Source organism: Streptomyces griseoaurantiacus, from assembly GCF_036189845.1.
Taxonomy (GTDB): Bacteria; Actinomycetota; Actinomycetes; order Streptomycetales; family Streptomycetaceae; genus Streptomyces; species Streptomyces griseoaurantiacus.
In genome coordinates, this window is record NZ_CP108326.1 from 1,996,640 (window position 1) to 2,020,606 (window position 23,967).

Consider the following 23,967-nt stretch of genomic DNA (forward strand, 5'->3'; position numbering starts at 1 on the left):
CTCGGCCCCCGGCCCCCGGCCCTTGGCCCCTGACCCTCGGGGTTCACGCGTCGTAGAAGAGGCTCTCCGCCACCGCGCGGGCCAGGCGGGTGGTGCGGCGGTAGTCGTCGAGCATGTCGCCGACGTGGCCGGGGCCGTAGCCCAGGTACCGGCCGACCGCCGCCAGCTCCCGGGCGTCGGAGGGGAAGGTGTCCCCGGCCCGGCCCCGCACCAGCATGACCGCGTTGCGCACGCGGGTGGCCAGCACCCATGCCTCGTCCAGCGTCGCCGCGTCCTCCGCCGACAGCAGCCCCGCCTCCCGTGCCGCCTCGAGACCGGCCCGCGTCCGGGTGGTGCGCAGCTCGGGCACCTCGTGGCCGTGCCGCATCTGCATGAGCTGCACCGTCCACTCCACGTCGGACAGCCCGCCCCGGCCCAGCTTGGTGTGCAGGGTCGGATCGGCGCCCCGGGGGAGCCGCTCCACCTCCATCCGCGCCTTGAGCCGCCGGATCTCCCGGATCGCGTCCTCCCCCAGGCCGCCCCGCGGGTAGCGCAGCGGGTCGATCAGCTCCACGAACCGCGCTCCCAGCCCGGTGTCCCCCGCCACCGGCTCGGCCCGCAGCAGCGCCTGCGCCTCCCAGCCCAGCGACCACCGGCGGTAGTAGGCGGCGTACGAGGTCAGCGTGCGCACCAGCGGTCCGGACTTGCCCTCGGGGCGCAGATCCGCGTCGATGAGCAGCGGCGGGTCGGTGCTCGGGAACTGCAGCAGCCGCCGCATCTCGGTGACGACGGCGTTGGCGGCCCGTCCCGCCTCCGTCTCGTCGACGCCCTCGCGCGGCTCGTGCACGAAGAGGACGTCGGCGTCGGAGCCGTAGCCGAGTTCGTGGCCGCCGAAGCGGCCCATGCCGATGATGGCGAACCGGGTGGGCAGGGTGTCGCCCCAGTGTTCGCGGACCACGGCCCGCAGGGTCCCGGCGAGGGTGGCGGCGGTGATGTCGGAGATCGCCCCGCCGACGAGGTCGACCAGTGCGCCCTGGTCGGCCTCGACGGGCGTCTCCTCGGTGCCGTAGGAGCCGACGATGTCGGCGGCGGCGGTGCGGAACAGCTCGCGGCGGCGGACCCCGCGGGCGGCGGTGACCGCCTGTTCGGCGTTCTCGGCGCGCCCCACGGCGGCGATGATCTCCTGTTCGAGCCGCTCGCGGGAGCGCGGGGCGAGCCCGACGCCGTGCCTTCGTCCGCCCCCGTCGCCGAGCAGCGCGACCGCCTCCGGGGCCCGCATCAGCAGGTCGGGGGTCATGCGCCCGGCGGACAGGACGCGGGCGAGGTTCTCCGCGGCGGCGCCCTCGTCGCGCAGCAGCCGCAGGTACCAGGGGGTCTGGCCGAGCGCGTCGGAGACCTTGCGGAAGTTGAGCAGTCCGGCGTCGGGGTCGGCGGAGTCGGCGAACCAGCCGAGGAGCACGGGCAGCAGAGTGCGCTGGATGGCGGCCTTGCGGCTGACGCCGGAGGCGAGCGCCTCCAGGTGGCGCAGGGCGGCGGCGGGGTCGGCGTAGCCGAGGGCGACGAGGCGTTCGCGGGCGGCGCCGGGGCTAAGCCGGGCCTCGCCGGGGGCGAGCTGGGCGACGGCGTCGAGCAGCGGCCGGTAGAACAGCTTCTCGTGCAGCCGCCGTACGACGCCGGCGTGCCGCTTCCACTCGCGGGTGAGGGCGGCGACGGGGTCGGTACGCAGACCGAGCGAGCGGCCCAGGCGCCGCAGGTCGGCCTCGTCCTCGGGGACGAGGTGGGTGCGGCGCAGCCGGTGGAGCTGGATGCGGTGCTCCATGGTGCGCAGGAAGCGGTAGGCGGCGTCGAGCTGCTCGGCGTCGGTGCGGCCGACGTAACCGCCCGCGGCGAGGGCGGCCAGCGCGTCGAGGGTGGTGCGGCTGCGCAGGCTCATGTCGGAGCGGCCGTGCACGAGCTGGAGGAGCTGCACGGCGAACTCGACGTCCCGCAGTCCGCCGGGGGCGAGTTTGAGTTCGCGTTCGAGCTCGGCGGCGGGGATGTTGTCGATCACCCGGCGGCGCATCTTCTGCACGTCGGCGACGAAGTTCTCGCGCTCGGCGGCCTCCCAGACCAGCGGCGAGACGGCGTCCAGGTAGGCCGCGCCGAGTTCGGCGTCGCCGGCGACCGGGCGGGCCTTGAGCAGTGCCTGGAACTCCCAGGTCTTGGCCCACCGCTGGTAGTAGGCGAGGTGGCTGCTCAGGGTGCGGACGAGGGGGCCGTTGCGGCCCTCGGGGCGGAGGTTGGCGTCGACGGGCCAGATGCTGCCCTCGACGGTGGTCTCGGAGCAGATCCGCATCAGGTGCGAGGCGAGCCGGGTGGCGGCCTGCAGTGCCCGGGTCTCCTCGGTGCCCTCGGCGGGGCCGGCCGGTTCGGCGACGAAGATGACGTCGACGTCGGAGACGTAGTTCAGCTCGTGGCCGCCGCACTTTCCCATCGCGATGACGGCGAGCCGGCACAGGGCGGCGTCCTCGGGCGCGGCGGCCTCTGCGAGGGCGAGGGCGGCGCGCAGGGTGGCGGTGGCGAGGTCGGCGAGTTCGGCGGCGGTCTGGGCGAGGTCGGTGGTGCCGCACACGTCGCGCGCGGCGAGCGAGAGCAGGCAGCGGCGGTAGGCGACGCGCAGGGCGACGGGGTCGTCGGCCTCGGCGAGGGCGCGCGCGAACTCGGGGACCCCGGGGTGCAGGTCCCGCGGTTCGTAGGTGACCAGGGCCTGCCAGTCGCCGGGATGCCGGGCGAGGTGGTCGGCGAGGGCGGTGGAGGCGCCGAGGACTCCGAGCAGCCGGTCGCGCAGCGGCTTGGCCGCTATCAGGGTGTCCAGCAGTTCGTGCCGCGCGGTCTCGCCGGGCTGGGCCTCCAGCAGGCGGACGAGTCCGAGCAGGGCGGAGTCGGGGTCGGCGGTGGCGCCGAGGGCCTCCAGGAGGACGGGGTCGGCGCGGACGGCGGCGAGTTCGGGGGCGTCGAGCAGGCGCTCGGAGGCGGACGGATCGGTGAACCCGTGCCGCAGCAGTCGCGTGTAGGTACTGCTCCTGCGCCCCGGCATCGTCATTCCGGCCTCCGGTCGCGTGATCGGGTTCGTCCGGAGGTGAGCCTATCCGCACAGGCCCGGGGCGGCTCCGCGTGATCCCCCGGTGCTCGGGGCGGCCTGCGGTACGGGTGCGCGCGGCGAGGGGCGGCGCGGTCCGTCTCCCGGACCGCGCCGCCCCCGGGGCGTGTCGCGGAAGTCCCGCCCGTCCGGCGACGCCTGGCCCGCACGCTCGCCGTGTCCGCTCAGATGTCGGCGATCTCCCCGGCCCTGCGGCCCATGGACTTGAGCCTCTTCAGCACCCCGTTCTGCCGCCGGTCCCGCTCCGCCCGCTCCGGCGGCACCAGCCGCGCGGCCGCCTTCACGGCGTGGTCGTCCGGGTCGCCGAAGGCGGCGCGCGGGCTCTCCCCCGTCTCCGCGCAGTGCGCCGTGACCTCCTTGACGGCCCGCAGGACGACCTCCCGGTCCACGCCCGGCTGTGTGACCAGCCGCAGCTGGAACCGCGCGAGCCACCTCTCGCGGTCCTTGTCCTCCGGTGTCTCCTTCGACCGGTCCTTCTTCGTCACGTGCTCTCCCGGGTGTTCGGCGGCCGTCCCTCGTGTAGGACGCGGGAGCGGGGAGGCGGGTTGCGGTTCCCGCCTCCGGGCGGACGGCACCGTGCCCGAGGATCGATCCCGCGAAGGGCCGCCCGGGATGGCGCGGGGTCAGCCCGGGGCCTCCTCCGACTCCCAGCCGTGCAGCAGCAGGTCGAAGACCTTCTCCACGCTCGCCCCGGGGTCCTCGCGGCCGCGCGTGAGAGCGGGGACCTCCAGGACGAAGCGGGCGAGGGCCGCGCACGCGAGGTCGTCGGGCTCGCGGCCCAGTTCCCGGGCGAGGGCTCCGCCGAGGGTCTTCGCATGGCGCATCCACATGCGTTCGCCGTACTCCCGCAGCGCCGGCGTGCCGTCGACCAGGGCGAGGTACCGCTCGCCGAGCGGGTCCGTCGCGACCGGGATCCAGGAGCGCAGGGCGTGCGCGCGCAGCGCCTCCATCACGCTCTGCCCCTCGGGCCGGTCCCGGACGCAGTCGCGCAGCCGGGCGTCGATGTCCTCCTCGCGGTCGAAGACCAGCGATTCCTTGCTGGGGAAGTGCGCGAAGAGGGTCGTCGTCGACACGTCCGCCCGCTCGGCGACGTCGCGGACGCTCACGCGCTCGAAGCCGTGCTCCAGGAAGAGTGCGAGGGCCGCGTCGGCGATGGCCCGCCGTGTCGCGGCCTTCTTGCGTTCACGGCGGCCGACGGGGGGCCGTGCCTCGGAGGGTCCGGGGGGTGGGGAGGTGTCCGGCATGCCCTCACCGTAACCCAGACTGAACCAAAGCAGAAACTGAACTGGTTGCACTTTCGTACTCACTTCTGCTTTGGTGGTGGCACCGGCCGGCGCCGAGGGCGCCGAGGCCACCGTGACGACCCCTGGAGCCCCGCCATGACCTCACCCACCCCTGCCCGCGCCCGGATCAGCGTCGTCGGAGCGGGCCCCGGCGGCCTGACCTGCGCCCGCATCCTGCAGCGGCACGGCCTCGACGTGACCGTGTACGACCGCGCCCCGGAGGCGGACTCCCGCAACCAGGGCGGCTCCCTCGACCTGCACGAGGACGACGGCCAGATCGCCCTGCGCGAGGCCGGCCTGCTGGAGGAGTTCTTCGCCCTGGCCCGGCCCGAGAGCCAGGAGATGCGCCAACTCGACTCCTCGGGGCGGCTGCTGGGCCACCACGTGCCCGCCGAGGGCGAGACCGCCGCCCCCGAGATCGACCGCGGCCAGCTCACCGGCCTCCTGCTCCGCTCGCTCACCCCCGGCACGGTCCGGTGGGGCCAGGCGCTCACCGCGGTCGGCGGACCGGCCGAGGGCCCGCGCACCCTGACGTTCGCCGACGGCACGTCCGTCGAGACGGACCTCGTGATCGGCGCGGACGGCGCCTTCTCCCGGGTCCGCGCCGCGGTCTCCCCCGCTGCCCCCGTCCACACCGGCGTCCACTTCCTCGAAGCCTGGTTCGACGACCTGGACACCCGGCACCCCGAACTGTCCGAGCTGGTCGGCAAGGGCAACGCGCACGCCGCCGACGGCGAGCGCTGCCTCTTCGCCCAGCGCAACAGCGGCGGCCACATGCGGGTCTACCTCATCCGCAGGACCCCCGCGGACTGGCTCGCCCGCGCCGGGCTGCGCCCGGAGGACACCGAGGGCATCCGCGCCCACCTGCTGCGCGACTACGACGGCTGGTCTCCGGAGCTGCTGCGGTTGATCACCGACAACGACGGCCCCTACGTCGACCGCCCGATCCTCGCCCTCCCCGTGCCGCACACCTGGGAGCACTCCCCCACCGTGGCCCTCCTCGGGGACGCCGCGCACCTCATGCCGCCGCTCGGCGTCGGCGTCAACCTCGCCATGCTCGACGCCTGTGAGCTGGCCCTCGCCCTCTCCCGCTGCGCCACGGTCGACGACGCGGTGCGCGACTACGAGAAGACGATGCTCCCCCGCTCCACGGAGACGGCCCGCATGCTCGACGGCGGCGCCGAGTCCCTCCTGGAGGCCCCCTCCCCCGAGGACCTGGCCCGCTTCGGCGGCGACCGGAACTGAGGACCGGGAGTCACCGAGGCCGTTTCCCGGCCCGGCGGTTCACGGCCGGCCGGAACCGCCGCCGGGGGCCACGACCGGCTCCGCGGGACGGCCCGCCCCGGAGCCCGGGCGTGCGGCGGACAGTCGCCGGCGATGCCCCCTGCGGCGGAGGCCGGTGACCAGGGCGAGGACGAGGCCGGCGAACAGGCCGACCACCGGGAGGAGCAGGGCCGGGAACAGCCGCCCGCCGAGCGTGAGGAGCCCCCCGGCCTCGCCCAGGGCGTACTGGGACGGCCCTCCGCGCGAGGAGCAGGTGACGCGGTATTCACCCGCCTGCGACACGTCGATCCCGAAGAGCGGGTTCCAGGTCTCCTTGCGGGTGAGGAACACGTCGATCCCGGGATCGGTGAGGGCGGACTCGCCCGGACCGCTGATGTCGCAGGACTGGCGGGACGACGGCCCCCGGTCCCTGATCCAGATCGACTTCCCGTGCGCCGGATCGAGCCGCAGGGTGACGGTGTCGCCCCCGGCGAACCGGTGCCCCGTGTCCACCGCGTCGACGGCGTCCCTGAGTGCGTGCACACCGAGGACCACGCCCAGCGCGGTCGTCACGACGGGGAGCACGGCTGCCGCCACGTACCAGCGGCGGCCGGGCCGCGGTGCGTTCGCCGGTGTCCGCGGCGCCGAAGCAGGCTGCATCGCCACACCGTAGATCACCCACGCCGTCGCCCACCAGGGCCTTTCACCCCTCGACGAAAGCGCCCCGCCCGGCCCCGGCGGTCCCGGGCCGTCCGCGGGGGCACGTCGCACTCGGCGAACCAGAGCCGGCGTTCCGCCGCCTCGACACTGTCCCCGCCGCTGCTGTCGAAGGCGATGGCGGCCTGGGGCGCATGGCGGGGACGGCCCGTGGACGGCCCCGGCGATCATCACGGCGACGGGCCGGGTACGGGGTGATCCCCGTACCCGGCCCGTCGTCGTGTTCCGACCGCCCCGACCGGCGGCTACAGCACCGGCAGGCTCTTCCGCAGCTCGAACGCCGTGACCTCGCTGCGGTACTCCTCCCACTCCTGCTTCTTGTTGCGCAGGAAGAAGTCGAAGACGTGCTCGCCGAGGGTCTCGGCGACGAGGTCGCTGCGCTCCATCAGGTCGAGCGCCTCACCGAGGTTCTGCGGGAGCGGTTCGATGCCGAGGGCGCGGCGTTCGCCGTCGGTGAGGGCCCAGACGTCGTCCTCGGCGCCGGCCGGGAGCTCGTAGCCCTCCTCGATGCCCTTGAGGCCGGCGGCCAGCAGGACGGCGTAGGAGAGGTAGGGGTTGGCGCCGGAGTCCAGGGAGCGGATCTCGACGCGGGCCGAGCCCGTCTTGCCGGGCTTGTACATGGGGACGCGGACCAGGGCGGAGCGGTTGTTGTGGCCCCAGCAGATGTACGAGGGGGCCTCGCCGCCGGCGCCGGCCGTGCGGGCGGCGCCGCCCCAGATGCGCTTGTAGGAGTTGACCCACTGGTTGGAGACGGCCGAGATCTCCGCCGCGTGCCGCAGCAGGCCCGCGATGAAGGAGCGGCCCACCTTGGAGAGCTGGTACTCCGCGCCGGACTCGTAGAACGCGTTCCGGTCGCCCTCGAAGAGGGAGAGGTGGGAGTGCATGCCCGAGCCGGGGTACTCCGAGAACGGCTTCGGCATGAAGGTGGCCTGGAGCCCCTGCTCCAGCGCGACCTGCTTCATGACCAGGCGGAAGGTCATGATGTTGTCGGCCGTGGAGAGCGCGTCGGCGTAGCGCAGGTCGATCTCCTGCTGGCCGGGGGCGCCCTCGTGGTGGGAGAACTCGACCGAGATGCCCATCGACTCCAGCATGGTGATCGCCTGGCGGCGGAAGTCCATGCCGATGGCCTGCGGGGTGTGGTCGAAGTACCCGGAGTTGTCGGCGGGGGTGGGCCGGGTGCCGTCCACCGGCTTGTGCTTGAGCAGGTAGAACTCGATCTCCGGGTGGGTGTAGAAGGTGAAGCCCAGGTCGGAGGCGCGGTTCAGGGCCCGCTTGAGGACGAAGCGCGGGTCGGCGAAGGACGGGGAGCCGTCGGGCATCAGGATGTCGCAGAACATCCGGGCCGTGCCGGGGGCCTCCGCGCGCCAGGGGAGGATCTGGAACGTGGACGGGTCCGGCTTGGCGATCATGTCGGACTCGTAGACCCGGGCGAAGCCCTCGATCGCCGAGCCGTCGAAGCCGATGCCCTCGTCAAAGGCCTGTTCGAGCTCGGCCGGGGCCACGGCGACGGACTTGAGGAAGCCCAGCACGTCCGTGAACCACAGGCGTACGAACCGGATGTCGCGCTCCTCCAAGGTCCGGAGCACGAACTCCTGCTGCTTGTCCATCTTCCGCTTCCCCATCCTTGCTGGTCACGCCGCCGTTCCCGGTGGTGGCGGGACGGGCGGTCGGGCACGTGAGCATCCCACCACACCAGCATTTCATCCGCGTTGCGGACCCCCGGCGGCCCGGCGGCCCTGTTCCGAACGTCACACGTACGGCAGGTGTCCTCACGGGTGCCCTGCTTCGGGGCCATCTTGCCCGCTGAACTGCACTTTCCGTAATGGCCGATCCTCGCCCGTCCCCCATCCTTTTAATTTGCATCTCAGATGCAAGTTTTATTACGGTGCCGGAGGAATACGGCGGAGCCACCACGCTCCACCGCTGCGCCGGTGTTCCACCAGGGCCGCACGGCCCTGAAGGCCGCGCGGCCCTCCCCCGGGCCGTGCGGCTCCCTCCCTCGGGTCCACGGGTCCCCTCCGGGTCCGCGGACCGTCACTCCGTTCCACAGAGGAGTCCCGATGCTCTCCGAGCAGTCCGCAGCCACCGTCCGCGCCACCCTCCCCGCCGTCGGCGCGGCCATCGGCGACATCACCGAGCGCTTCTACGCACGGCTCTTCGCCGCCCACCCGGAGCTGCTGCGCGATCTGTTCAACCGCGGCAACCAGGCCGCCGGCACCCAGAAGCAGGCGCTGGCCGGCTCGATCGCCGCCTTCGCCACGCACCTGGTCGACCACCCCGAGCGGCGCCCCGACCTGATGCTGCGCCGGATAGCCCACAAGCACGCCTCGCTCGGCATCCGCCCGGAGCAGTACCCGGTCGTCCACGAGCACCTGTTCGCCGCGATCGCCGAGGTGCTCGGCGAGGCCGTCACCGAGGAGGTCGCCGCCGCCTGGACCGAGGTCTACTGGCTCATGGCCAACGCCCTCATCGACATCGAGCGGACGCTGTACGCGCGGAGCGAGGAGAGCGCGCTGCGCGAGTGGACCGTCGTCGAGCGGATCGACGAGACCGCGGACGTCGCCACCTTCCGGCTGCGCCCCGCCGACGGCGGACCCGTGCCGCCCTACCGCGCCGGGCAGTACGTCTCGGTCGGCGTGCGGCTCGCGGACGGGGCCCGGCAGATCCGGCAGTACAGCCTGACGGCGGCGCCCGGTTCCCCGGTGCGGCAGTTCGCGGTCAAGCGGGTGCCGGGGGACGCCGCCACGCCGGAGGGCGAGGTCTCGAACCACCTGCACGCGCACGTGCGCGCGGGTGACGTGCTGGAGCTGTCGGCGCCGTACGGCGACCTCGTCCTGGAGGACACCGACGCGCCGCTGCTGCTGGCCTCCGCGGGCATCGGGGTGACCCCGATGATCGCGATGCTGGAGCAGCTCTCGCTCGAGGAGCACACCGGGCGGGTGACCGTGGTGCACGCGGACCGCTCGCCCGCGGCACACGCGCTGCGGGGGGACCACACGGCGTACGCGGCGAAGCTGGCGGACGGGGAGGCCGTGTTCTTCTACGAGGAGGACGCGGAGGGGGCGGGGCGGCCCGGACTGGTCGACCTCGGCGCGGTCGAGGTGGCCCCGGGAACGGTCGCCTACCTGTGCGGGCCGCTGCCGTTCATGCGGGTGGTGCGGGAGCAGCTGCTGGCCAGGGGGGTCGCGCCGGCCGACATCCACTACGAGGTGTTCGGGCCCGACCTGTGGCTCGCCAAGGACGCGGCGGCCTGACACACCCCGGTACGCGCACGAGCCCGCGCCCCTCCGCGGGGTGCGGGCCCCGCTCTACGTCGGGCTCGGCGCGCCCACGCCCGGGAGGCCGAGGAGGAGGGGTCCGGTCGGGGACCCGATCATGTCCTGCACCGTCAGCGGGTCCAGGGAGGCGTAGAACGCCTCCTGGGCGCGTCGCAGGGCGCCCCTCAGCAGGCAGTCGGAGCGCAGCGGGCAGGGCGGGGTGCCGGTGCCGCCGCCCCCGCAGTCGACCACGTCGCTCCCGCCGTCCGCGCCCTCGAAGGCCCGTACGACCCTGCCGACGGAGGCCGTCCGCCCGGCCTCGGTGACCGAGAGCCCGCCGCCCCTGCCCCGGCGGGCCGCGAGCAGTCCCCGGTGCTGGAGTTCGGCGACGACCTTCGCGGCATGCGTGTAGGGCACGTCCATGTCCGCCGCGACCTCGCGGGTCGTGGGGCTGGACTCGCCCGCGACGGCGAGTCTCATCAGGACGCGCAGCGCCAGGTCGGTGGAGCGCAGGAGCCGCATCCCACCAGCGTAAATAATGCGCATCCGGCATTCAACTTTTCCGTCGCCCCGGGCGGCTTCCGGACATCTCCCTCACTCCCCCCGCCCCGCACCTCCACAGGACCCCGCCCGCCAACTCCCCCCAACTCCCGCAAATCCCCTTGTATCACCGGCACTTGGGCTCTTCTTGGCCATTCCATTCCCCTGACATGAACCGATCATCGAAAGAGTGGCCGGGATCGTGCGCTCGCCATGCGACGAGCCACGCGCGACGACATGCGACGAACCGCATCGCAGGGGGTTTTATGAGATCCACTCGCGCCACCGCGCGCGCCGGGCTGAGCCTGGCAGCGACACTGCCGCTGCTCGCCGGGGCCCTGGCACTCGGCACACCCGCGGCCCACGCCGCGGACGGCTCCGGCCGGCACTCACTCGCGGGCACCAAGCCGGTCTGGGCCAAGAGCTCGGCCGACAAGGGCGCCGCCGGCGACAGCTCCAAGGTCTCCGTCCGCGTCTACCTCGCCGGGCGCGACGCCGCCGGCCTCCAGGCGTACGCGCGGGCCGTGTCCGACCCGGATTCCGCCTCGTACGGCAAGTACCTCTCGGCGAAGGAGGCCGACGCCCGCTACGGCGCCACCAAGGCCCAGGTCGAGTCCGTCACCCACTGGCTGAAGTCCGCCGGTCTGACGGTCACCGGCACCACCCGGCACTACCTCTCCGTCACCGGTGACGTGGCCGCCGTCGAGAAGGCCTTCGGCACCCAGCTCCACAACTATGCCAAGGCCGGCAAGACCTACCGCGCCCCGGCCGCCGACGCCACCGTGCCCGCCGCGCTGGACGGCGCCGTCCTCACCGTCACCGGCCTGGACAACGCCCCGCACAAGGCGAGCCACAGCGACACCCTGCCCCCGCCGGACGCGGTGTTCCGCAACTCCGGGCCGTTCTCCTCCTACTACGGCTCGAACACGGCCACCTCGCTGCCGAAGGCGTACGGCCAGAAGATCCCGTACGCGGTCAAGGGCTACACCGGCAAGCAGCTCCGCGCGGCGTACGGGGCGGGCAAGGCGACCGGCAAGGGCGTGACCGTCGCCATCACCGACGCCTACGCCTCCCCGACCATCGCCGCCGACGCGGCCACCTACGCCGGCAAGCACGGCGACGCCTCCTACAAGCGCGGCCAGTTGAACCAGGTGCTGCCGAGCGAGTACACCCGCACCGAGGAGTGCGGGGCGGCCGGCTGGTACGGCGAGGAGACCCTCGACGTCGAGGCCGTGCACGCGGTCGCGCCGAAGGCGGACATCGTCTACGTCGGCGCCGCCTCCTGCTACGACAACGATCTGCTCGACTCGCTCGGCAAGATCGTCGACGGTCACCTGGCCGACATCGTCTCCAACTCCTGGGGCGACATCGAGGCCAACCAGACCCCGGCCCTGGCCGCCGCCTACGACCAGGTCTTCCAGCTCGGAGCCATCGAGGGCATCGGCTTCTACTTCTCCTCCGGCGACAACGGCGACGAGGTCGACAACACCGGGACGAAGCAGGTCGACACCCCGGCCAACTCCGCCTGGGTGACGGCCGTCGGCGGCACCTCGCTGGCCGTCGGCAAGCACGACAAGTACCTGTGGGAGACCGGCTGGGGCACCCGGCGGGCCGCCCTGTCGGACGACGGCCGCAGCTGGGCCGACTTCCCCGGCGCGTTCACCTCGGGCGCGGGCGGCGGCACCAGCCGTACCGTGGCGCAGCCGTACTACCAGCGCGGTGTGGTCCCGAAGTCGCTCGCCAAGGCGAACGGAACGGCCGCTCCGATGCGCACGGTTCCGGACATATCGGCGGTGGGCGATCCCAACACCGGCTTCAAGGTGGGCCAGACCCAGGCCTTCCCCGACGGCTCCTACCGGTACTCCGAGTACCGCATCGGCGGCACCTCGCTGGCCGCTCCGGTGATCGCGGGCGTCCAGGCGCTCGCGCAGCAGGAGCGCGGCGGGCGGGCGATCGGCTTCGCCAACCCGGCGATCTACGACCGCTACGGCTCGAAGGTCTACCACGACGTGGTGGACAGGCCGACCGGCAAGGACCTCGCGGTCGCCCGCGTGGACTTCGCCAACTCCCTCGACGCCTCCGAGGGCCTGATCACCTCGGTGCGCAGCCTCGGCAAGGACAGTTCGCTGAAGGCGGTGCGCGGCTACGACCCGGTGACGGGCGTCGGTTCACCCGCGGGCGGCTACGTGTCCTCGTTCAAGCGGCGCTGAGTCCCCGAAGCCCGCGTCACCAACGGCACAGTCGCCGAGTCACTGACGGCCCCCGTGTCCGCGCCGGTCCGGCGCGGACACGGGGGCCGTGCTCACCCGGCCGGCGCAACCGGCGTTTCGTGCGCCCTCGCACACCTTCGCAAGTAGTGCAATTCGGGCATGCGTATTTCTGCCCCCTCCCGCCGTGCCCTGCTGCGCACCGGTGCCCTCGCGGTCGCCGGGGCCGGTGCCCTCGCCGCCGCCCGCCCGCTGCCCGAGCCGTCCTGCCCCACGCCGGCGGGCGCCCCCGGCACGGCCGCCACCCCGCCCGCCCCGGCCGGGGACGCGAAGTCCCGCGCGGCCACCCGTGCCGTCCGCCTCACCGCCGTCTCCGGCAGGGCCGACCTCGGCGGACGCACCGTCAGCACCTGGACGTACGGCGGCGGTCTGCCCGGGCGGGAGATCCGGGTCACCGCGGGCGAGACGCTCGCCGTCACCCTCGCCAACCACCTGCCGCAGCCGACCACCCTGCACTGGCACGGCCTCGCCGTGCCCAACGCCATGGACGGCGTCCCCGACCTCACCCAGCGCGCGGTCCGGGCGGGCGGCGACTTCGTCTACCGGTTCCCGCTGCCCACCCCGGGCACGTACTGGTACCACTCGCACGCGGGGGTGCAGGCGGACCGCGGCCTGTACGGGGCGCTGATCGTGGAGGACCCGCACGAGCCTCTCGGCTACGACACCGAGTGGGTCGTGGTGCTCGACGACTGGCTGGACGGGGTGGGCGGCCGGAGTCCCGAGGCGACGCTGAGGACCCTGCTCGGCAGCCGGGGCAGCGGCATGAACATGTCCGAGGACGCCGAGGGCGGGGGCGGCACCAGGAACGCCGGCCGCGACACGCCCGGCGCCGCACCCGGTTCCGCCCACCCCGGCGACCGCCCCCACACGGGCCGGAGCGCACTGCTCGACGGGGCGGGCGGCAATGTGACCTACCCCTACCACCTGGTCAACGGGCGCACGGCGGACGCCCCCCGGGTGTTCGCCGCGCGGCCCGGGCAGCGGATCCGGATCCGGCTGATCAACGCGAGCGGCGACACCGCCTTCCGGGTCGCGCTCGGCGGCCACCGGATGACGGTGACGCACACCGACGGCCACCCCGTGCGGCACACCGGGACCGACGCGCTGCTGCTGGCCATGGGTGAGCGCTACGACGTCCTGGTGACCGCGGGGGACGGCGTCTTCCCGCTGACCGCCCTCGCCGAGGGCAAGGGCGGCGCGGCGGCGCGGGCACTGCTGCGCACCGCGAGCGGCGCGGCGCCGAAGGCCTCGGCGCGGCCGAGGGAGCTGGACGGACGGCTGGTGGGCGCCGAGGAGCTGCTGGCCGAGGACGCGGTGGCGCTGGACGACCGGCGGCCGGACCGGACGCTGCGGCTGCGGCTCACCGGGAGCATGAAGAAGTACGACTGGGCCTTCGACGGCAAGCCGTACGACCCCCGGCAGGCCCACGCACTGCGGGCCGGTGAGCGGGTGCGGCTCGAGCTGACCAACGCGACGAAGATGTGGCACCCGGTCCATCTGCACGGCCACGTGTTCGCGCTGACCGGGACGCAGGACGGGCCGGGGGCGCGCAAGGACACGGCGATCGTGCTGCCGGGGCGGACGGTGAGGGCGGACTTCGACGCGGAGAACCCGGGGGTGTGGATGCTGCACTGCCACAACGCGTACCACCAGGAGGCGGGGATGATGACGCTGCTGCGGTACTGAGGCCCCCGCGCGGCGCCTCGCGCGGCTGCCGCGCGGCTCGCGCGCTCCGGGGGCGCGGGCATCGCGTCGGTGTGACGATTACACTGGAGGGCGTGCCTCAACTACGTCTCGCCCTGAATCAGATCGACTCGACCGTCGGCGACCTCTCCGGGAACGTGGAGGCCGTCCTTCGCAGGACCCGGGACTGCGCCGAGCAGGGAGCGCACCTCGTGGCGTTCCCGGAGATGGTGCTCACCGGGTATCCCGTGGAGGATCTCGCCCTGCGTTCCTCCTTCGTCGAGGCCAGCCGTGCCGCCGTGCGCGAGCTGGCCGTCCGGCTGGCCGCCGAGGGCCTGGGCGAGCTGCCCGTCCTCGTCGGCTACCTCGACCGTTCCGAGTCCGCGCAGCCGAAGTACGGCCAGCCGGCCGGTACCCCGCGCAACGCCGCCGCCGTGCTGTACCGCGGAAGGATCGCGCTCCGCTTCGCCAAGCACCACCTGCCGAACTACGGCGTCTTCGACGAGTTCCGCTACTTCGTGCCCGGCGACACCATGCCGGTCCTGCGGCTGCACGGCGTGGACATCGCCCTCGCCATCTGCGAGGACCTGTGGCAGGACGGCGGCCGGGTGCCCGCGGCCCGCTCCGCGAGGGCGGGGCTGCTGCTCTCCGTCAACGCCTCGCCGTACGAGCGCGACAAGGACGACACCCGGCTCGAACTGGTGCGCAAGCGCGCCCAGGAGGCCGGCTGCACCACCGCGTACCTGGCGATGACGGGCGGCCAGGACGAGCTGGTCTTCGACGGCGACACCATCGTCGTGGACCGCGAGGGCGAGGTCGTCTCGCGGGCGCCGCAGTTCCAGGAGTGCGCGGTGCTGCTCGACCTCGACCTGCCCGGCGTCTCCGCGGAGGCGCCGGACGACGGGGCGGTCCTCGACGACGGGCTGCGCGTCGAGCGCCTGGTCGTCTCCGAGGAGCCCCTGCCGGCCTACGAGCCCGAGCTGACCGGCGGGTACGCGGACCGGCTGGAGGACGACGAGGAGATCTACTCCGCGCTCGTCACCGGTCTGCGCGCCTACGCGCGGAAGAACGGTTTCCGCTCGGTGCTGATCGGTCTGTCCGGCGGCATCGACTCGGCCCTGGTGGCCGCGATCGCCTGCGACGCGGTGGGGCCGGAGAACGTCTACGGCGTGTCCATGCCGTCGAAGTACTCCTCGGAGCACTCCAGGGGCGACGCGGCGGAACTCGCGCGGCGCACGGGTCTGAACTTCCGGACGATCTCCATCGCGCCGATGTTCGACGCCTACATGGCGTCCACCGAGCTGACCGGTCTCGCCGAGGAGAACCTCCAGTCGCGGCTGCGCGGCACGCTGCTGATGGCGATCTCCAACCAGGAGGGCCACATCGTGCTGGCCCCGGGCAACAAGTCCGAGCTGGCGGTGGGCTACTCGACGCTGTACGGGGACTCGGTGGGCGCGTACGGGCCGATCAAGGACGTGTACAAGACGACGGTCTTCGAGCTGGCGCGCTGGCGCAACCGGGCGGCGGCGGAGCGCGGCGAGACGCCGCCCATCCCGGAGAACTCGATCTCCAAGCCGCCGAGCGCGGAGCTGCGCCCCGGGCAGGTCGACACGGACTCGCTGCCGGACTACCCCGTCCTGGACGCGATCCTCGCCCGCTACGTGGACCGCGACCAGGGCGCCGACGAGATCGTCGAGGCCGGGTTCGAGCGGGAGCTGGTGGTCAAGACGCTGCGGATGGTGGACACCGCGGAGTACAAGCGGCGGCAGTACCCGCCGGGCACGAAAATCTCGGCGAAGGGCTTCGGCAAGGACCGGCGCCTGCCCATCACCAACGCGTGGCGGGAACGGGGCTGAGGCACCCGGAGGCCGGGAGTCCGCGGCCGGGAGTGCGGCTGAGGGCTCCCGGCCCCGGGCTCCCGCTACTCCCCGGCGAGCTGGAGGCGGGCGGCGATGGGCAGGTGGTCGCTGCCCGTCTTCGGCAGTGTCCAGGACGACACCGGCTTGACGCCCTTGACCATGATCTGGTCGATCCGGGCCATCGGGAACGAGGCCGGCCAGCTGAAGCCGAACCCGCTGCCGACCGCGCCCTGCGTCGAGCGCATCTGCGAGGTGACCGCGGTGAGCGCCCGGTCGTTCATCGTGCCGTTGGCGTCGGCGAGCAGCACGACACGGCTCTGCTTCTCGTGCGCGATGGCCGCGCCCAGCGCGTCCGCGCTGCGGTCGCGCTCGCGGGCGGTGAACCCGGCCCGCAGCTTCACCCGCACCGAGGGCAGGTGGGCGACGTAGACGGCGAGCGGCCCGTCGGGCGTGGTGACGGTGGCCCGCATCGCGCGCTTCCAGCCCAGCCGGATGTCCACCGTCCGTACTCCGCTCATCGGGAACTTGCTCCACAGGCCGACCGTGCCGACCACCGCGTGGTACTTGTACGTCGGTTCCAGCAGGCGTTCGTAGGTGGGCACCGCGGAGGCCTTGAGCTCCTGCAGCGCGAGCACGTCGGCGCCGGCGACGGCGATCTCCCGGGCGGTGCCGGAGGGGTCCGCGTTACTGGCGTTGACGTTGTGCGTGGCGACGGTCAGGTCGGCCTCACCGGCGGCCGCGGTCTTGTCGGAGAGCAGGCCGCCGAAGAGGTTCACCCAGACGACGAGGGGCACGAGCAGGGCGATCAGGGCCGTCGCCGAGCGGCGGACCAGTGCGAGGACGAGCAGCAGGACCGCGGGGACGCCGAGCCAGGGCAGGAAGGTCTCCAGCAGGCTGCCGAGGTTCCCGATCCGGTTGGGGACGCTCTCGTGCAGAGCCATCAGCAGGCCGAGGAGCACCGCGAGGACGGCCAGCACGATGCCCCTGCGCCAGATCCCGCGGTCGGTGCGCAGGTGGTCCCACAGCCGCCGGATCCGGGTGCCCTGACGGCCGTCCCCGTTCCCGTCGTCGCTGCCGGTCTCCGTCATCTGCGCCTGCGCCATACCGTCGCCTCACACCTTGCCCGTGCACTCGTCGTCCCCGTGGAGGAAAACCCTAGGGGATGATCGCTTCCGCACGGCGCCCGCCCGGGCTGCCGTACCTGCACAAGGACGACGAAGGCGGCGTTCGGGGTTCCGAACGTAAGCGGAACGGCCGGGTCTTGTGACGAAATGAGCACATGGGCCCTGCGGGGACCGCGCTCTGACGGTGTGTCGACGCGTGGGCGTGGGGCGAACCGGAAGGACGGTCAGCCGGCGCCGCCCGCGGCGGGGGGCTCCGGCGCGGGCGGGCGCAGGCCCTCCAGGACCGTGTCGACGATGCGTTCCGCGAGGTCCTCGGGGAGGTCGCCGTTCGGGCGCAGGACGGTCCGCAGGAGCATGGGGCCGGTGAGCAGGTCGTTGACGAGCCGCACGTCGATGTCGGCGCGGACCTCGCCCCGCCGCTGGGCCCGCCGGAGCACCTCGAACAGCGCGTCGCGGCGGGGTTCGATGACGGAGGTCTCGTAGGCCGCCCAGATCCGGGGGCTGGACTTCATCTGCGCGTAGACGTTGTGCAGCACCGCCGAGGACCGGCTGGCCAGTCCGCGGCGGCGCATCCACTCCAGCATGACCACCAGGTCGTCCCGGAGGGAGGTGCCGGGCAGTCCCGGCTCGGAGGGCTCCGCGGCGCGCACGACGTCGACGAAGAGCTCCTCCTTCCCGCTCCAGCGGCGGTAGATCGTCGCCTTGCCGACGCCGGCCGTGCGGGCGATCCGCTCGATGGACAGCTCGGCGAGCGGCACCCCGTCCTCCAGGAGCGCGAGGACGCCCTCGATGATGGCGTGCTCCACCGCCTCGCTGCGCGGGCGCCCCCGCGCGGGTGTCACCCGCGCGGGGGTCTCCCGCTGTCCGGCGGTGCTGTCGGCACGGGTCACGTGGTACTCCTTCGTCTCCTGTGCTGCCAGGATCCCCCACTGCCCCCGTCGGCCTTCGCGCCGCCCCCGCGGCCCGGGTCCGGTCAGGACGGCTCGGTGCCGACCAGTTCCGGTTCCTTCTCGCCCTCGGGTTCCTCGCGGGCCTTCCCGGGCAGGAAGAGGCCCGCGACGACGGCGCCGAGCACCGCGACGCCGGCGCCCCACAGGGCGGTGACGTGCATGGCGTGCAGATAGGCGTCGCTGGCCGGGCCGACGAGGGCCTCGCCGCGCGGGCCGAGCGTGCGCGCGACGCCGAGGGTGGCCTCGATGGACTCGCCCGCGGTGTGCCGCAGGGCGGCCGGGACCCCGGTCAGGTGTCCCTCGATGCCGTTGCGGTAGGACGTGGAGAGCACCGAGCCGAGGACCGCGATGCCGAGCGCGCCGCCGACCTGGCGGAAGGTGTTGCTGAGCGCGGAGGCGGAGCCGGCCTTCTCGCGCGGCAGGGCCTGCATGATGACCACGCTGGTGGGGGTCATGATGTGGGCCATGCCGGTGCCCATCAGGAAGAAGATCACTTCGAGGAGCCAGATGGGGGTGTCCGCGTCGAGCAGGGAGAACGCGGCGAGCATCGCGGCCAGGAGCACCAGGCCGCCGGTGGTGGTCACCCTGTTGCCGAAGCGGTCCACCAGCAGCCGGGCCCGCGGGGCGAAGACCATCTGCGCGGCGGCCAGCGGCAGCATCAGCAGGCCCGTCTCCAGCGGCGAGTAGCCGCGCACGCTCTGGGTGTAGAAGACGGAGAAGAAGGTCACCCCCATCAGGGCGAAGAAGACCAGGGTGATGGCCGCCATGGCGGCGGAGAAGACCTTGTTCCTGAAGTAGGTGACGTCGATGGACGGGTGGTCGCTGCGCTTCTCGTACACCACGAAGACGACCAGCACGGCGAGTCCGCCGAGGCTGCTGGCCAGGACCTTCGGGTCGCCGAAGTCGGCGAGCTGGCCGCCCTTGATGATGCCGTAGACGAGCAGCACCAGGCCGACGACGGACAGGACGACGCCGACCGGGTCGAGGCGGCCGGGGCGCGGGTCGCGCGAGTCCGGGACCAGCCAGACCATCAGTCCGATGGCCACGACGACGATCGGCACGTTGACCAGGAAGACCGAGCCCCACCAGAAGTGGTCCAGGAGGAGTCCGCCGGTGATCGGGCCTATGGCGATGGCGAGGCCGACGCCGCCGGCCCAGATGCCGATGGCCTTGGGCTGCTCCTCGCGCTCGAAGACGTTCATGAGCACGGCGAGGGTGGCCGGCATGACGAACGCGGCGCCGAAACCCATGACCGCGCGGAAGACGATGAGCTGGACGGGTGAGCCGGACTCGGCGGCGAGTGCCGAGCCGATGCCGAAGACGGCGAGGCCGGCCAGCAGCACCTTCTTGCGGCCCAGCCGGTCGCCGAGCAGTCCGGCGGTGAAGAGCAGTCCGGCGAAGACGAGGGTGTAGGCGTTGATCGCCCACTCCAGCTCGCTCTGGGTGGCGCCGAGGCCGGTGGGGGCGGGTGTGGAGATGGTCTTGATGGCCACGTTGAGGATCGAGTTGTCGAGCACCACGATCAGCAGGCTCAGCATGAGCACGCCGAGGATGGCCCACCGTCGCCGGTGCACCGACTCCGGGATCCGGCGCTCGACCGGGGCAGTGGGAGTTGTCATGGGTCGAGCGTAGGACGAATTCCGATACGGCACCGTCTCGTATCGAAATTCTTTACGGAGGCATTACGCGGCTCTCGCGGCGGCCGGGGCCCGGACCGGGCCGGCGCGGGACGGACCGGGCCCGGCCCACGTGAGGCGGATCGCCTCGCCGCGCTCTGGTCCGCCGCACCGCGAGGTGCCACCATGGGAATGGTCCGGGGACGCCGTCAGGGCGCCTCGAGATGACAGAAGGAGCCGTTGCGATGACGCAGTTCTCGGCTGCCCAGGAGCAGTCTCCCGCGCCCGGGGCGCGGGGCGCGCTGAAACCTTCCGCCGACAGCAAGGCACTGTACGGGGGGAAGAACACCCGCCGGATCACCGTGCGCGACGTCACCGCCGCCAAGGAGCGCGGCGAGAAGTGGCCCATGCTCACCGCCTACGACGCGATGACCGCGTCCGTGTTCGACGAGGCCGGCATCCCGGTCATGCTCGTCGGCGACTCGGCGGGCAACTGCCACCTCGGGTACGACACCACCGTCCCGGTCACCCTCGACGAGATGACCATGCTCTCGGCCGCCGTCGTGCGCGGCACCCGGCGGGCGCTGATCGTGGCCGACCTGCCCTTCGGCTCCTACCAGGAAGGGCCGGTGCAGGCGCTGCGCTCGGCGACCCGGCTGGTGAAGGAGGCCGGGGTCGGCGCGGTGAAGCTGGAGGGCGGCGAGCGCTCCCACCGCCAGATCGAACTGCTGGTGGAGTCCGGCATCCCGGTGATGGCCCACATCGGCCTGACCCCGCAGTCCGTGAACGCGATGGGCTACCGGGTGCAGGGCCGCGGCGAGGAGGCCGCGCAGCAGTTGCTGCGGGACGCCAAGGCGGTGCAGGACGCGGGGGCCTTCGCGGTGGTCCTCGAACTGGTCCCGGCGGAGCTGGCGGCCGAGGTCACCCGGGTGCTGCACATCCCGACCGTCGGCATCGGGGCGGGCCCCGAGACCGACGCCCAGGTCCTGGTGTGGACGGACATGATGGGCCTGACCTCCGGCCGGGTGCCGAAGTTCGTGAAGCAGTACGCGGAGCTGCGCCGGGTGATGGGTGACGCGGCGAAGGCGTTCGCGGAGGACGTGGTGGGCGGCACCTTCCCCACCGAGGAGCACTCCGTGCACTGAGCCACCGCGCCACCGGGCCCCCGGAACACCGGACCCCCCGCAACACCGCAACACCGGAACACCGGAACACCGGAACACCGGAACACCGGAACACCGGAACACCGAGCCACAGTGGCACCACCGGGCAGCCCGCCGATCTTCCCCCGTCGGCGGGCTGCCCCTTTCGCGCGTTCCGCACGTCTCGTACGTCCGGCCGCCTCCGTCCCGCCTCCCTCACCGGCCCCTCCCGCCCCGTGACACTCCGTCAGGCCGTGGCCTCGACTTGCCCGGTTAACAACCGATTCGGAACGCTCTGACAACGGAGTGGCCTCGATGGCGCCCCGGGCCCACCGCACTCTCCCGTACCGGTGGTGCACTGAGTGCTACGGGACATCCACATTCGGGGGAGCGGCGATGACCCAGACCACGCGGACCACGTGTCACCACTGTTCGGCCGCCACGGTGCCGGGGGCGGACTTCTGCGGGGAGTGCGGGACCGCGCTGACCGCCGGCGCGGGGGCGGCCGGCCCGCGCCCGGCGCGCCCGGCGCGCGGCCTGGCGGTACCCCGCTGGACCGGCGGCCGGGACCTGACCCGGTACATGTGCGCCGCCGTCTTCCTCGACCGGCAGTACGCCACCTCCCTCATCAGGGACGTCGCCGCCGAACCGCACCTCGGCGTGGCCCCGTCCCCGGGCTGCGACGTGCCGGTGGTGCTGCGGTACGCCTACGAGGCCAACGCGCGCCGGCACGCCAGGGACCTGGTGCTGGCCGTCGAGTTCCTGATGCTGTTCGCCGGGCTGCTGTTCGGCAGCGGCCTGACCATCCTGCTCATGTTCCTGCTCGCCTGGCTGACCACGCTGGTGTTCGCCTGCACCACCCACTACGGCGAGCGCCTCCAGCGCTTGCGGCCGGACCGCTTCGACCCCGCGCGGGCCCCCTCGGCTCCCAACAGCTCCGTGGAGCGGCGCCTGCACCGGATCGACGAGTACGCGCACGGCAACCTCACCGTCTACAGCGGCTTCTCCCCGTTCACCGGGTACGGGAGGGAGCTCGACTCCTGGTCGCTGACCTTCGACGTGACCACCTCGGGGCGCGAGGGCGCGACCCCCCGGGAGTTCGACGTCGCGGACCTGTACGCGCACATCGCCCGGCGGGTCGGCGAACTGTCGCTGCCCTGCCTGGAACTGGAGGAGCGGGTCTTCGTGGAGGGGTCCGCGCTGCTGGGCGACTCCCGCTTCCTCCCCGATCCGCTGGACCGTCCCCTGGCCCGGGTCGACGCCGGTCTGCTGGACACGCTGAAGCGGCACCCGGAGGAGACCGCCCGCGCCTATCTCGTCACGCACTCCTCCGGCTGGGGCGGGGAGCTGGTGACCTCGGTGTTCCTGCGCCTCGTGCGCTCGGACTCCAATCTCCTCGTGGAGGCCCAGCCCACCGTGCTGTGCCCGCTCCAGGAGCGGTACCGGACCATCGACACCCTCATGCCGTACCCCTCGCCCCGGGAGTTCTGCGCGATGGTGGCGCAGAACCTCCTCGGCACGCCCTTCGTGCTGCTCGCCTCGCCGGCCCGGGCCGTCAGGGGCTTCTTCCCGGACTTCGGCATCCGGCGCCGCGTGAAGCGCCAGGAGCGGCAGATCACCCGGCTCAAGATGTTCGACTACGGCGCCCGGCAGAGCGTGCGGCAGCTCGCCTCCGCGGTCGACCACCAGCGGTACTTCCAGAAGACCGACTCCGGGATGGCGCTGAAGGCCGTGGAGCGGCGGATCCTGGACGCCCTCGTGGAGTTCGCCGTGGCCCACGACATCGACGCGGGCGATCTGATCAAGCGTCAGGAAACCATCATCAACAACGGCATCATCGCGACCGCCGGGGCGCGGGTCGACTCCAGCGCGGTCGCCTCGGGCGAGAAGTCCCGCATCTCGGCCGTCATGCGGCACATCCCGCGGCCCAGCGTGGACTGACCCGGCGGCGGCGCACGGGGCCGAGGACGACAACGACAACGGACACCAGGGACGGGAAGCGGCATGGACACACACGGCAACAACGGCATCAGCGCCTCGGGCGGCGCCCGGGTCTCCCACGCGGTGGTGGCGAGCGGCAGCAACGCGCGCGTCGACTTCCGCGTCACGGAGGAGAGGGCGCCGGCTGCCGAGGAGCGCCCCCTGACCCCGCGGGAGATCAGCGAGCTGCTGGCCCGGTTCATCGAGGACCTGCGCGCCTCGGAGCACCCCGACCGGGAGGACCTGGCGGAGTTCGCGCAGGACGCGCGCGAGGAACTGGCGGCGCCGGAGCCCCGTACGGGGAAGCTGCGCCGGGTCGCGAGGGCGCTCACCGAGGCGGTGCCCGGCTTCGCGGCGCTCGCCTCGCTGGCGGTCACCATCGAAGAAGCCGTCCGGGGACTGTAGGCGGAGGCGGCCATGCACTTCTGCGTTCGATGCGGCGTGCGCGTCGAGGACCCGACCCGGCCGGACTGCCCGCACTGCGGCGCCCCCCGCACCACCGTGGGACCGGCCCGGGCGGAGGCCCGGGGCTCCCACGTGCGCATCGGCGGCGCCCTGCTGCCGCGCTGGCTGCCCTGGACCCTGGCGGCCGTCCTCGCGGGCGGCGGGGTGGTGCTCGGCGTGTCCGTCGCCCACCAGGACGACACCGCGGTGGCGGGCGGCTCCCCCGGCATGCCGTACCTGCCGGGCTACGACTCGGACGGCACCGCGTCCCCCTCCACCGACGGATACGGCACGCCGGACACGTACGGCGGCGAGGAGTACACCTCCGGGGAGGGCGGCTACGGGACCCCCACTCCGGAGGACACGGAGACGGCCTACGGCACCGATGACACCGACAGCACCGACGAGGGCACCCGGGCGGCGAGCACGGTCGTCACGGACTACTACGACTACCTGAACGCGGGGAACTACTCCGCGGCCTGGAACATGGGCGGCTCGCGCCTCTACAACGGTCCCTACTCCGACTGGGTGGCGGGCTTCGCCTCGACGGCCCACGTCGACGTCACCACCTCCGACGACGGTTCGGGCTCGGGCTCGGGGGTGGTGGCCGTCCAGCTCCGGGCCTCGCAGACCGACGGCACGGTGAAGTCGTTCACGGGCACGTACACCGTCCAGGACGGGCAGATCACCGGCGCCGACATCCAGCAGGTCCCGTAGGGCCTGC

General features: G+C 73.1%; 18 protein-coding genes. 9 read left to right on the top strand and 9 right to left on the bottom strand.

Translation table 11 applies throughout. The annotated features are described in order from the left end of the window. Nucleotides 1-43 precede the first annotated feature (43 nt). The 3 genes from OHB09_RS08975 to OHB09_RS08985 form a co-directional block, all read right to left on the bottom strand. A complete protein-coding gene (locus OHB09_RS08975) occupies nucleotides 44-3,061 on the bottom strand; it encodes a bifunctional [glutamine synthetase] adenylyltransferase/[glutamine synthetase]-adenylyl-L-tyrosine phosphorylase (protein WP_093589818.1) in 3,018 nt (1,005 codons plus the stop codon). A gap of 221 nt (nucleotides 3,062-3,282) precedes the next feature. Continuing rightward, nucleotides 3,283-3,603 (bottom strand): hypothetical protein, encoded by a 321-nt coding sequence (locus OHB09_RS08980; RefSeq protein WP_006137834.1) that lies wholly within the window; start codon nucleotides 3,601-3,603, stop codon nucleotides 3,283-3,285. Nucleotides 3,604-3,741: 138 nt separating this feature from the next. Then, nucleotides 3,742-4,362: a TetR/AcrR family transcriptional regulator gene (locus tag OHB09_RS08985; RefSeq protein WP_040893574.1), complete on the bottom strand. Its 621-nt coding sequence runs from the start codon at nucleotides 4,360-4,362 to the stop codon at nucleotides 3,742-3,744. Nucleotides 4,363-4,497: 135 nt separating this feature from the next. On the opposite strand from OHB09_RS08985, the gene OHB09_RS08990 reads away from it, so the two are divergent. Continuing rightward, complete coding sequence (locus tag OHB09_RS08990; RefSeq protein ID WP_006137832.1) at nucleotides 4,498-5,646, top strand: FAD-dependent oxidoreductase; 1,149 nt, start codon at nucleotides 4,498-4,500, stop codon at nucleotides 5,644-5,646. Between the two features lie 39 nt (nucleotides 5,647-5,685). Here the strand turns inward: OHB09_RS08990 and OHB09_RS08995 are convergent, their stop codons facing one another. Then, complete coding sequence (locus OHB09_RS08995) at nucleotides 5,686-6,324, bottom strand: hypothetical protein (protein ID WP_328919038.1); 639 nt, start codon at nucleotides 6,322-6,324, stop codon at nucleotides 5,686-5,688. A gap of 302 nt (nucleotides 6,325-6,626) precedes the next feature. Next, on the bottom strand, nucleotides 6,627-7,988 hold the full coding sequence (gene glnA, locus OHB09_RS09000; protein WP_030379691.1) for a type I glutamate--ammonia ligase: 1,362 nt from the start codon (nucleotides 7,986-7,988) through the stop codon (nucleotides 6,627-6,629). A gap of 453 nt (nucleotides 7,989-8,441) precedes the next feature. Here glnA and OHB09_RS09005 point away from each other — a divergent pair, with 453 nt between their 5' ends. Continuing rightward, nucleotides 8,442-9,635 carry a globin domain-containing protein gene (locus tag OHB09_RS09005; RefSeq protein WP_167793347.1) on the top strand — a complete coding sequence of 398 codons (1,194 nt, stop codon included), beginning with the start codon at nucleotides 8,442-8,444 and terminating at the stop codon, nucleotides 9,633-9,635. Between the two features lie 54 nt (nucleotides 9,636-9,689). On the opposite strand, the gene OHB09_RS09010 is transcribed toward OHB09_RS09005, so the two are convergent. After that, nucleotides 9,690-10,160, bottom strand: a complete 471-nt coding sequence (locus OHB09_RS09010) for an RrF2 family transcriptional regulator (RefSeq protein ID WP_328921813.1) — start codon at nucleotides 10,158-10,160, stop codon at nucleotides 9,690-9,692. 284 nt (nucleotides 10,161-10,444) lie between these two features. Here OHB09_RS09010 and OHB09_RS09015 point away from each other — a divergent pair, with 284 nt between their 5' ends. The 3 genes from OHB09_RS09015 to OHB09_RS09025 all read left to right on the top strand — a co-directional run bounded on the left by OHB09_RS09015 (nucleotide 10,445) and on the right by OHB09_RS09025 (nucleotide 15,984). After that, nucleotides 10,445-12,388, top strand: coding sequence for a S53 family peptidase (locus OHB09_RS09015; RefSeq protein WP_328921814.1), 1,944 nt, complete (start codon nucleotides 10,445-10,447; stop codon nucleotides 12,386-12,388). A 159-nt stretch (nucleotides 12,389-12,547) separates the two neighbouring features. After that, nucleotides 12,548-14,131, top strand: coding sequence for a multicopper oxidase family protein (locus OHB09_RS09020; RefSeq protein ID WP_319117759.1), 1,584 nt, complete (start codon nucleotides 12,548-12,550; stop codon nucleotides 14,129-14,131). Between the two features lie 92 nt (nucleotides 14,132-14,223). Then, nucleotides 14,224-15,984 carry an NAD+ synthase gene (locus tag OHB09_RS09025; protein ID WP_328921815.1) on the top strand — a complete coding sequence of 587 codons (1,761 nt, stop codon included), beginning with the start codon at nucleotides 14,224-14,226 and terminating at the stop codon, nucleotides 15,982-15,984. Between the two features lie 65 nt (nucleotides 15,985-16,049). Here OHB09_RS09025 and OHB09_RS09030 read toward each other — a convergent pair whose 3' ends face one another. The 3 genes from OHB09_RS09030 to OHB09_RS09040 all read right to left on the bottom strand — a co-directional run bounded on the left by OHB09_RS09030 (nucleotide 16,050) and on the right by OHB09_RS09040 (nucleotide 19,680). Beyond that, nucleotides 16,050-17,090, bottom strand: coding sequence for an endonuclease/exonuclease/phosphatase family protein (locus OHB09_RS09030; protein ID WP_319117764.1), 1,041 nt, complete (start codon nucleotides 17,088-17,090; stop codon nucleotides 16,050-16,052). A gap of 245 nt (nucleotides 17,091-17,335) precedes the next feature. Next, nucleotides 17,336-18,001, bottom strand: coding sequence for a TetR/AcrR family transcriptional regulator (locus OHB09_RS09035; protein ID WP_006137790.1), 666 nt, complete (start codon nucleotides 17,999-18,001; stop codon nucleotides 17,336-17,338). Between the two features lie 83 nt (nucleotides 18,002-18,084). Beyond that, the gene (locus OHB09_RS09040; protein WP_093589794.1) at nucleotides 18,085-19,680 is read right to left on the bottom strand and encodes an MFS transporter; all 1,596 of its coding nucleotides are present in this window, start codon (nucleotides 19,678-19,680) and stop codon (nucleotides 18,085-18,087) included. A 242-nt stretch (nucleotides 19,681-19,922) separates the two neighbouring features. Between OHB09_RS09040 and panB the strand changes: the two genes are divergently transcribed. The 4 genes from panB to OHB09_RS09060 all read left to right on the top strand — a co-directional run bounded on the left by panB (nucleotide 19,923) and on the right by OHB09_RS09060 (nucleotide 23,960). Continuing rightward, nucleotides 19,923-20,822: a 3-methyl-2-oxobutanoate hydroxymethyltransferase gene (gene panB, locus OHB09_RS09045; RefSeq protein WP_191852931.1), complete on the top strand. Its 900-nt coding sequence runs from the start codon at nucleotides 19,923-19,925 to the stop codon at nucleotides 20,820-20,822. A 393-nt stretch (nucleotides 20,823-21,215) separates the two neighbouring features. Next, on the top strand, nucleotides 21,216-22,760 hold the full coding sequence (locus OHB09_RS09050; protein ID WP_006137787.1) for a zinc ribbon domain-containing protein: 1,545 nt from the start codon (nucleotides 21,216-21,218) through the stop codon (nucleotides 22,758-22,760). A gap of 63 nt (nucleotides 22,761-22,823) precedes the next feature. Beyond that, nucleotides 22,824-23,204 carry a hypothetical protein gene (locus OHB09_RS09055; RefSeq protein ID WP_006137786.1) on the top strand — a complete coding sequence of 127 codons (381 nt, stop codon included), beginning with the start codon at nucleotides 22,824-22,826 and terminating at the stop codon, nucleotides 23,202-23,204. A gap of 12 nt (nucleotides 23,205-23,216) precedes the next feature. Beyond that, nucleotides 23,217-23,960 (top strand): RING finger protein, encoded by a 744-nt coding sequence (locus OHB09_RS09060; RefSeq protein ID WP_139062930.1) that lies wholly within the window; start codon nucleotides 23,217-23,219, stop codon nucleotides 23,958-23,960. Nucleotides 23,961-23,967 lie beyond the last annotated feature (7 nt).

Excerpts from the sequence above, each read along its gene's own strand:
- OHB09_RS09005 (WP_167793347.1), top strand. The coding sequence starts at position 8,442 with ATGCTCTCCGAGCAGTCCGCAGCCACCGTCCGCGCCACCCTCCCCGCC.
- OHB09_RS09055 (WP_006137786.1), top strand. The coding sequence starts at position 22,824 with ATGGACACACACGGCAACAACGGCATCAGCGCCTCGGGCGGCGCCCGG.
- glnA (WP_030379691.1), bottom strand. The coding sequence starts at position 7,988 with ATGGACAAGCAGCAGGAGTTCGTGCTCCGGACCTTGGAGGAGCGCGAC.
- OHB09_RS09050 (WP_006137787.1), top strand. The coding sequence starts at position 21,216 with ATGACCCAGACCACGCGGACCACGTGTCACCACTGTTCGGCCGCCACG.
- OHB09_RS09060 (WP_139062930.1), top strand. The coding sequence starts at position 23,217 with ATGCACTTCTGCGTTCGATGCGGCGTGCGCGTCGAGGACCCGACCCGG.
- OHB09_RS09010 (WP_328921813.1), bottom strand. The coding sequence starts at position 10,160 with ATGCGGCTCCTGCGCTCCACCGACCTGGCGCTGCGCGTCCTGATGAGA.
- OHB09_RS09020 (WP_319117759.1), top strand. The coding sequence starts at position 12,548 with ATGCGTATTTCTGCCCCCTCCCGCCGTGCCCTGCTGCGCACCGGTGCC.
- OHB09_RS08975 (WP_093589818.1), bottom strand. The coding sequence starts at position 3,061 with ATGACGATGCCGGGGCGCAGGAGCAGTACCTACACGCGACTGCTGCGG.
- OHB09_RS08995 (WP_328919038.1), bottom strand. The coding sequence starts at position 6,324 with ATGCAGCCTGCTTCGGCGCCGCGGACACCGGCGAACGCACCGCGGCCC.
- OHB09_RS08985 (WP_040893574.1), bottom strand. The coding sequence starts at position 4,362 with ATGCCGGACACCTCCCCACCCCCCGGACCCTCCGAGGCACGGCCCCCC.
- panB (WP_191852931.1), top strand. The coding sequence starts at position 19,923 with ATGACGCAGTTCTCGGCTGCCCAGGAGCAGTCTCCCGCGCCCGGGGCG.
- OHB09_RS09015 (WP_328921814.1), top strand. The coding sequence starts at position 10,445 with ATGAGATCCACTCGCGCCACCGCGCGCGCCGGGCTGAGCCTGGCAGCG.
- OHB09_RS09040 (WP_093589794.1), bottom strand. The coding sequence starts at position 19,680 with ATGACAACTCCCACTGCCCCGGTCGAGCGCCGGATCCCGGAGTCGGTG.
- OHB09_RS08990 (WP_006137832.1), top strand. The coding sequence starts at position 4,498 with ATGACCTCACCCACCCCTGCCCGCGCCCGGATCAGCGTCGTCGGAGCG.
- OHB09_RS09030 (WP_319117764.1), bottom strand. The coding sequence starts at position 17,090 with ATGGCGCAGGCGCAGATGACGGAGACCGGCAGCGACGACGGGAACGGG.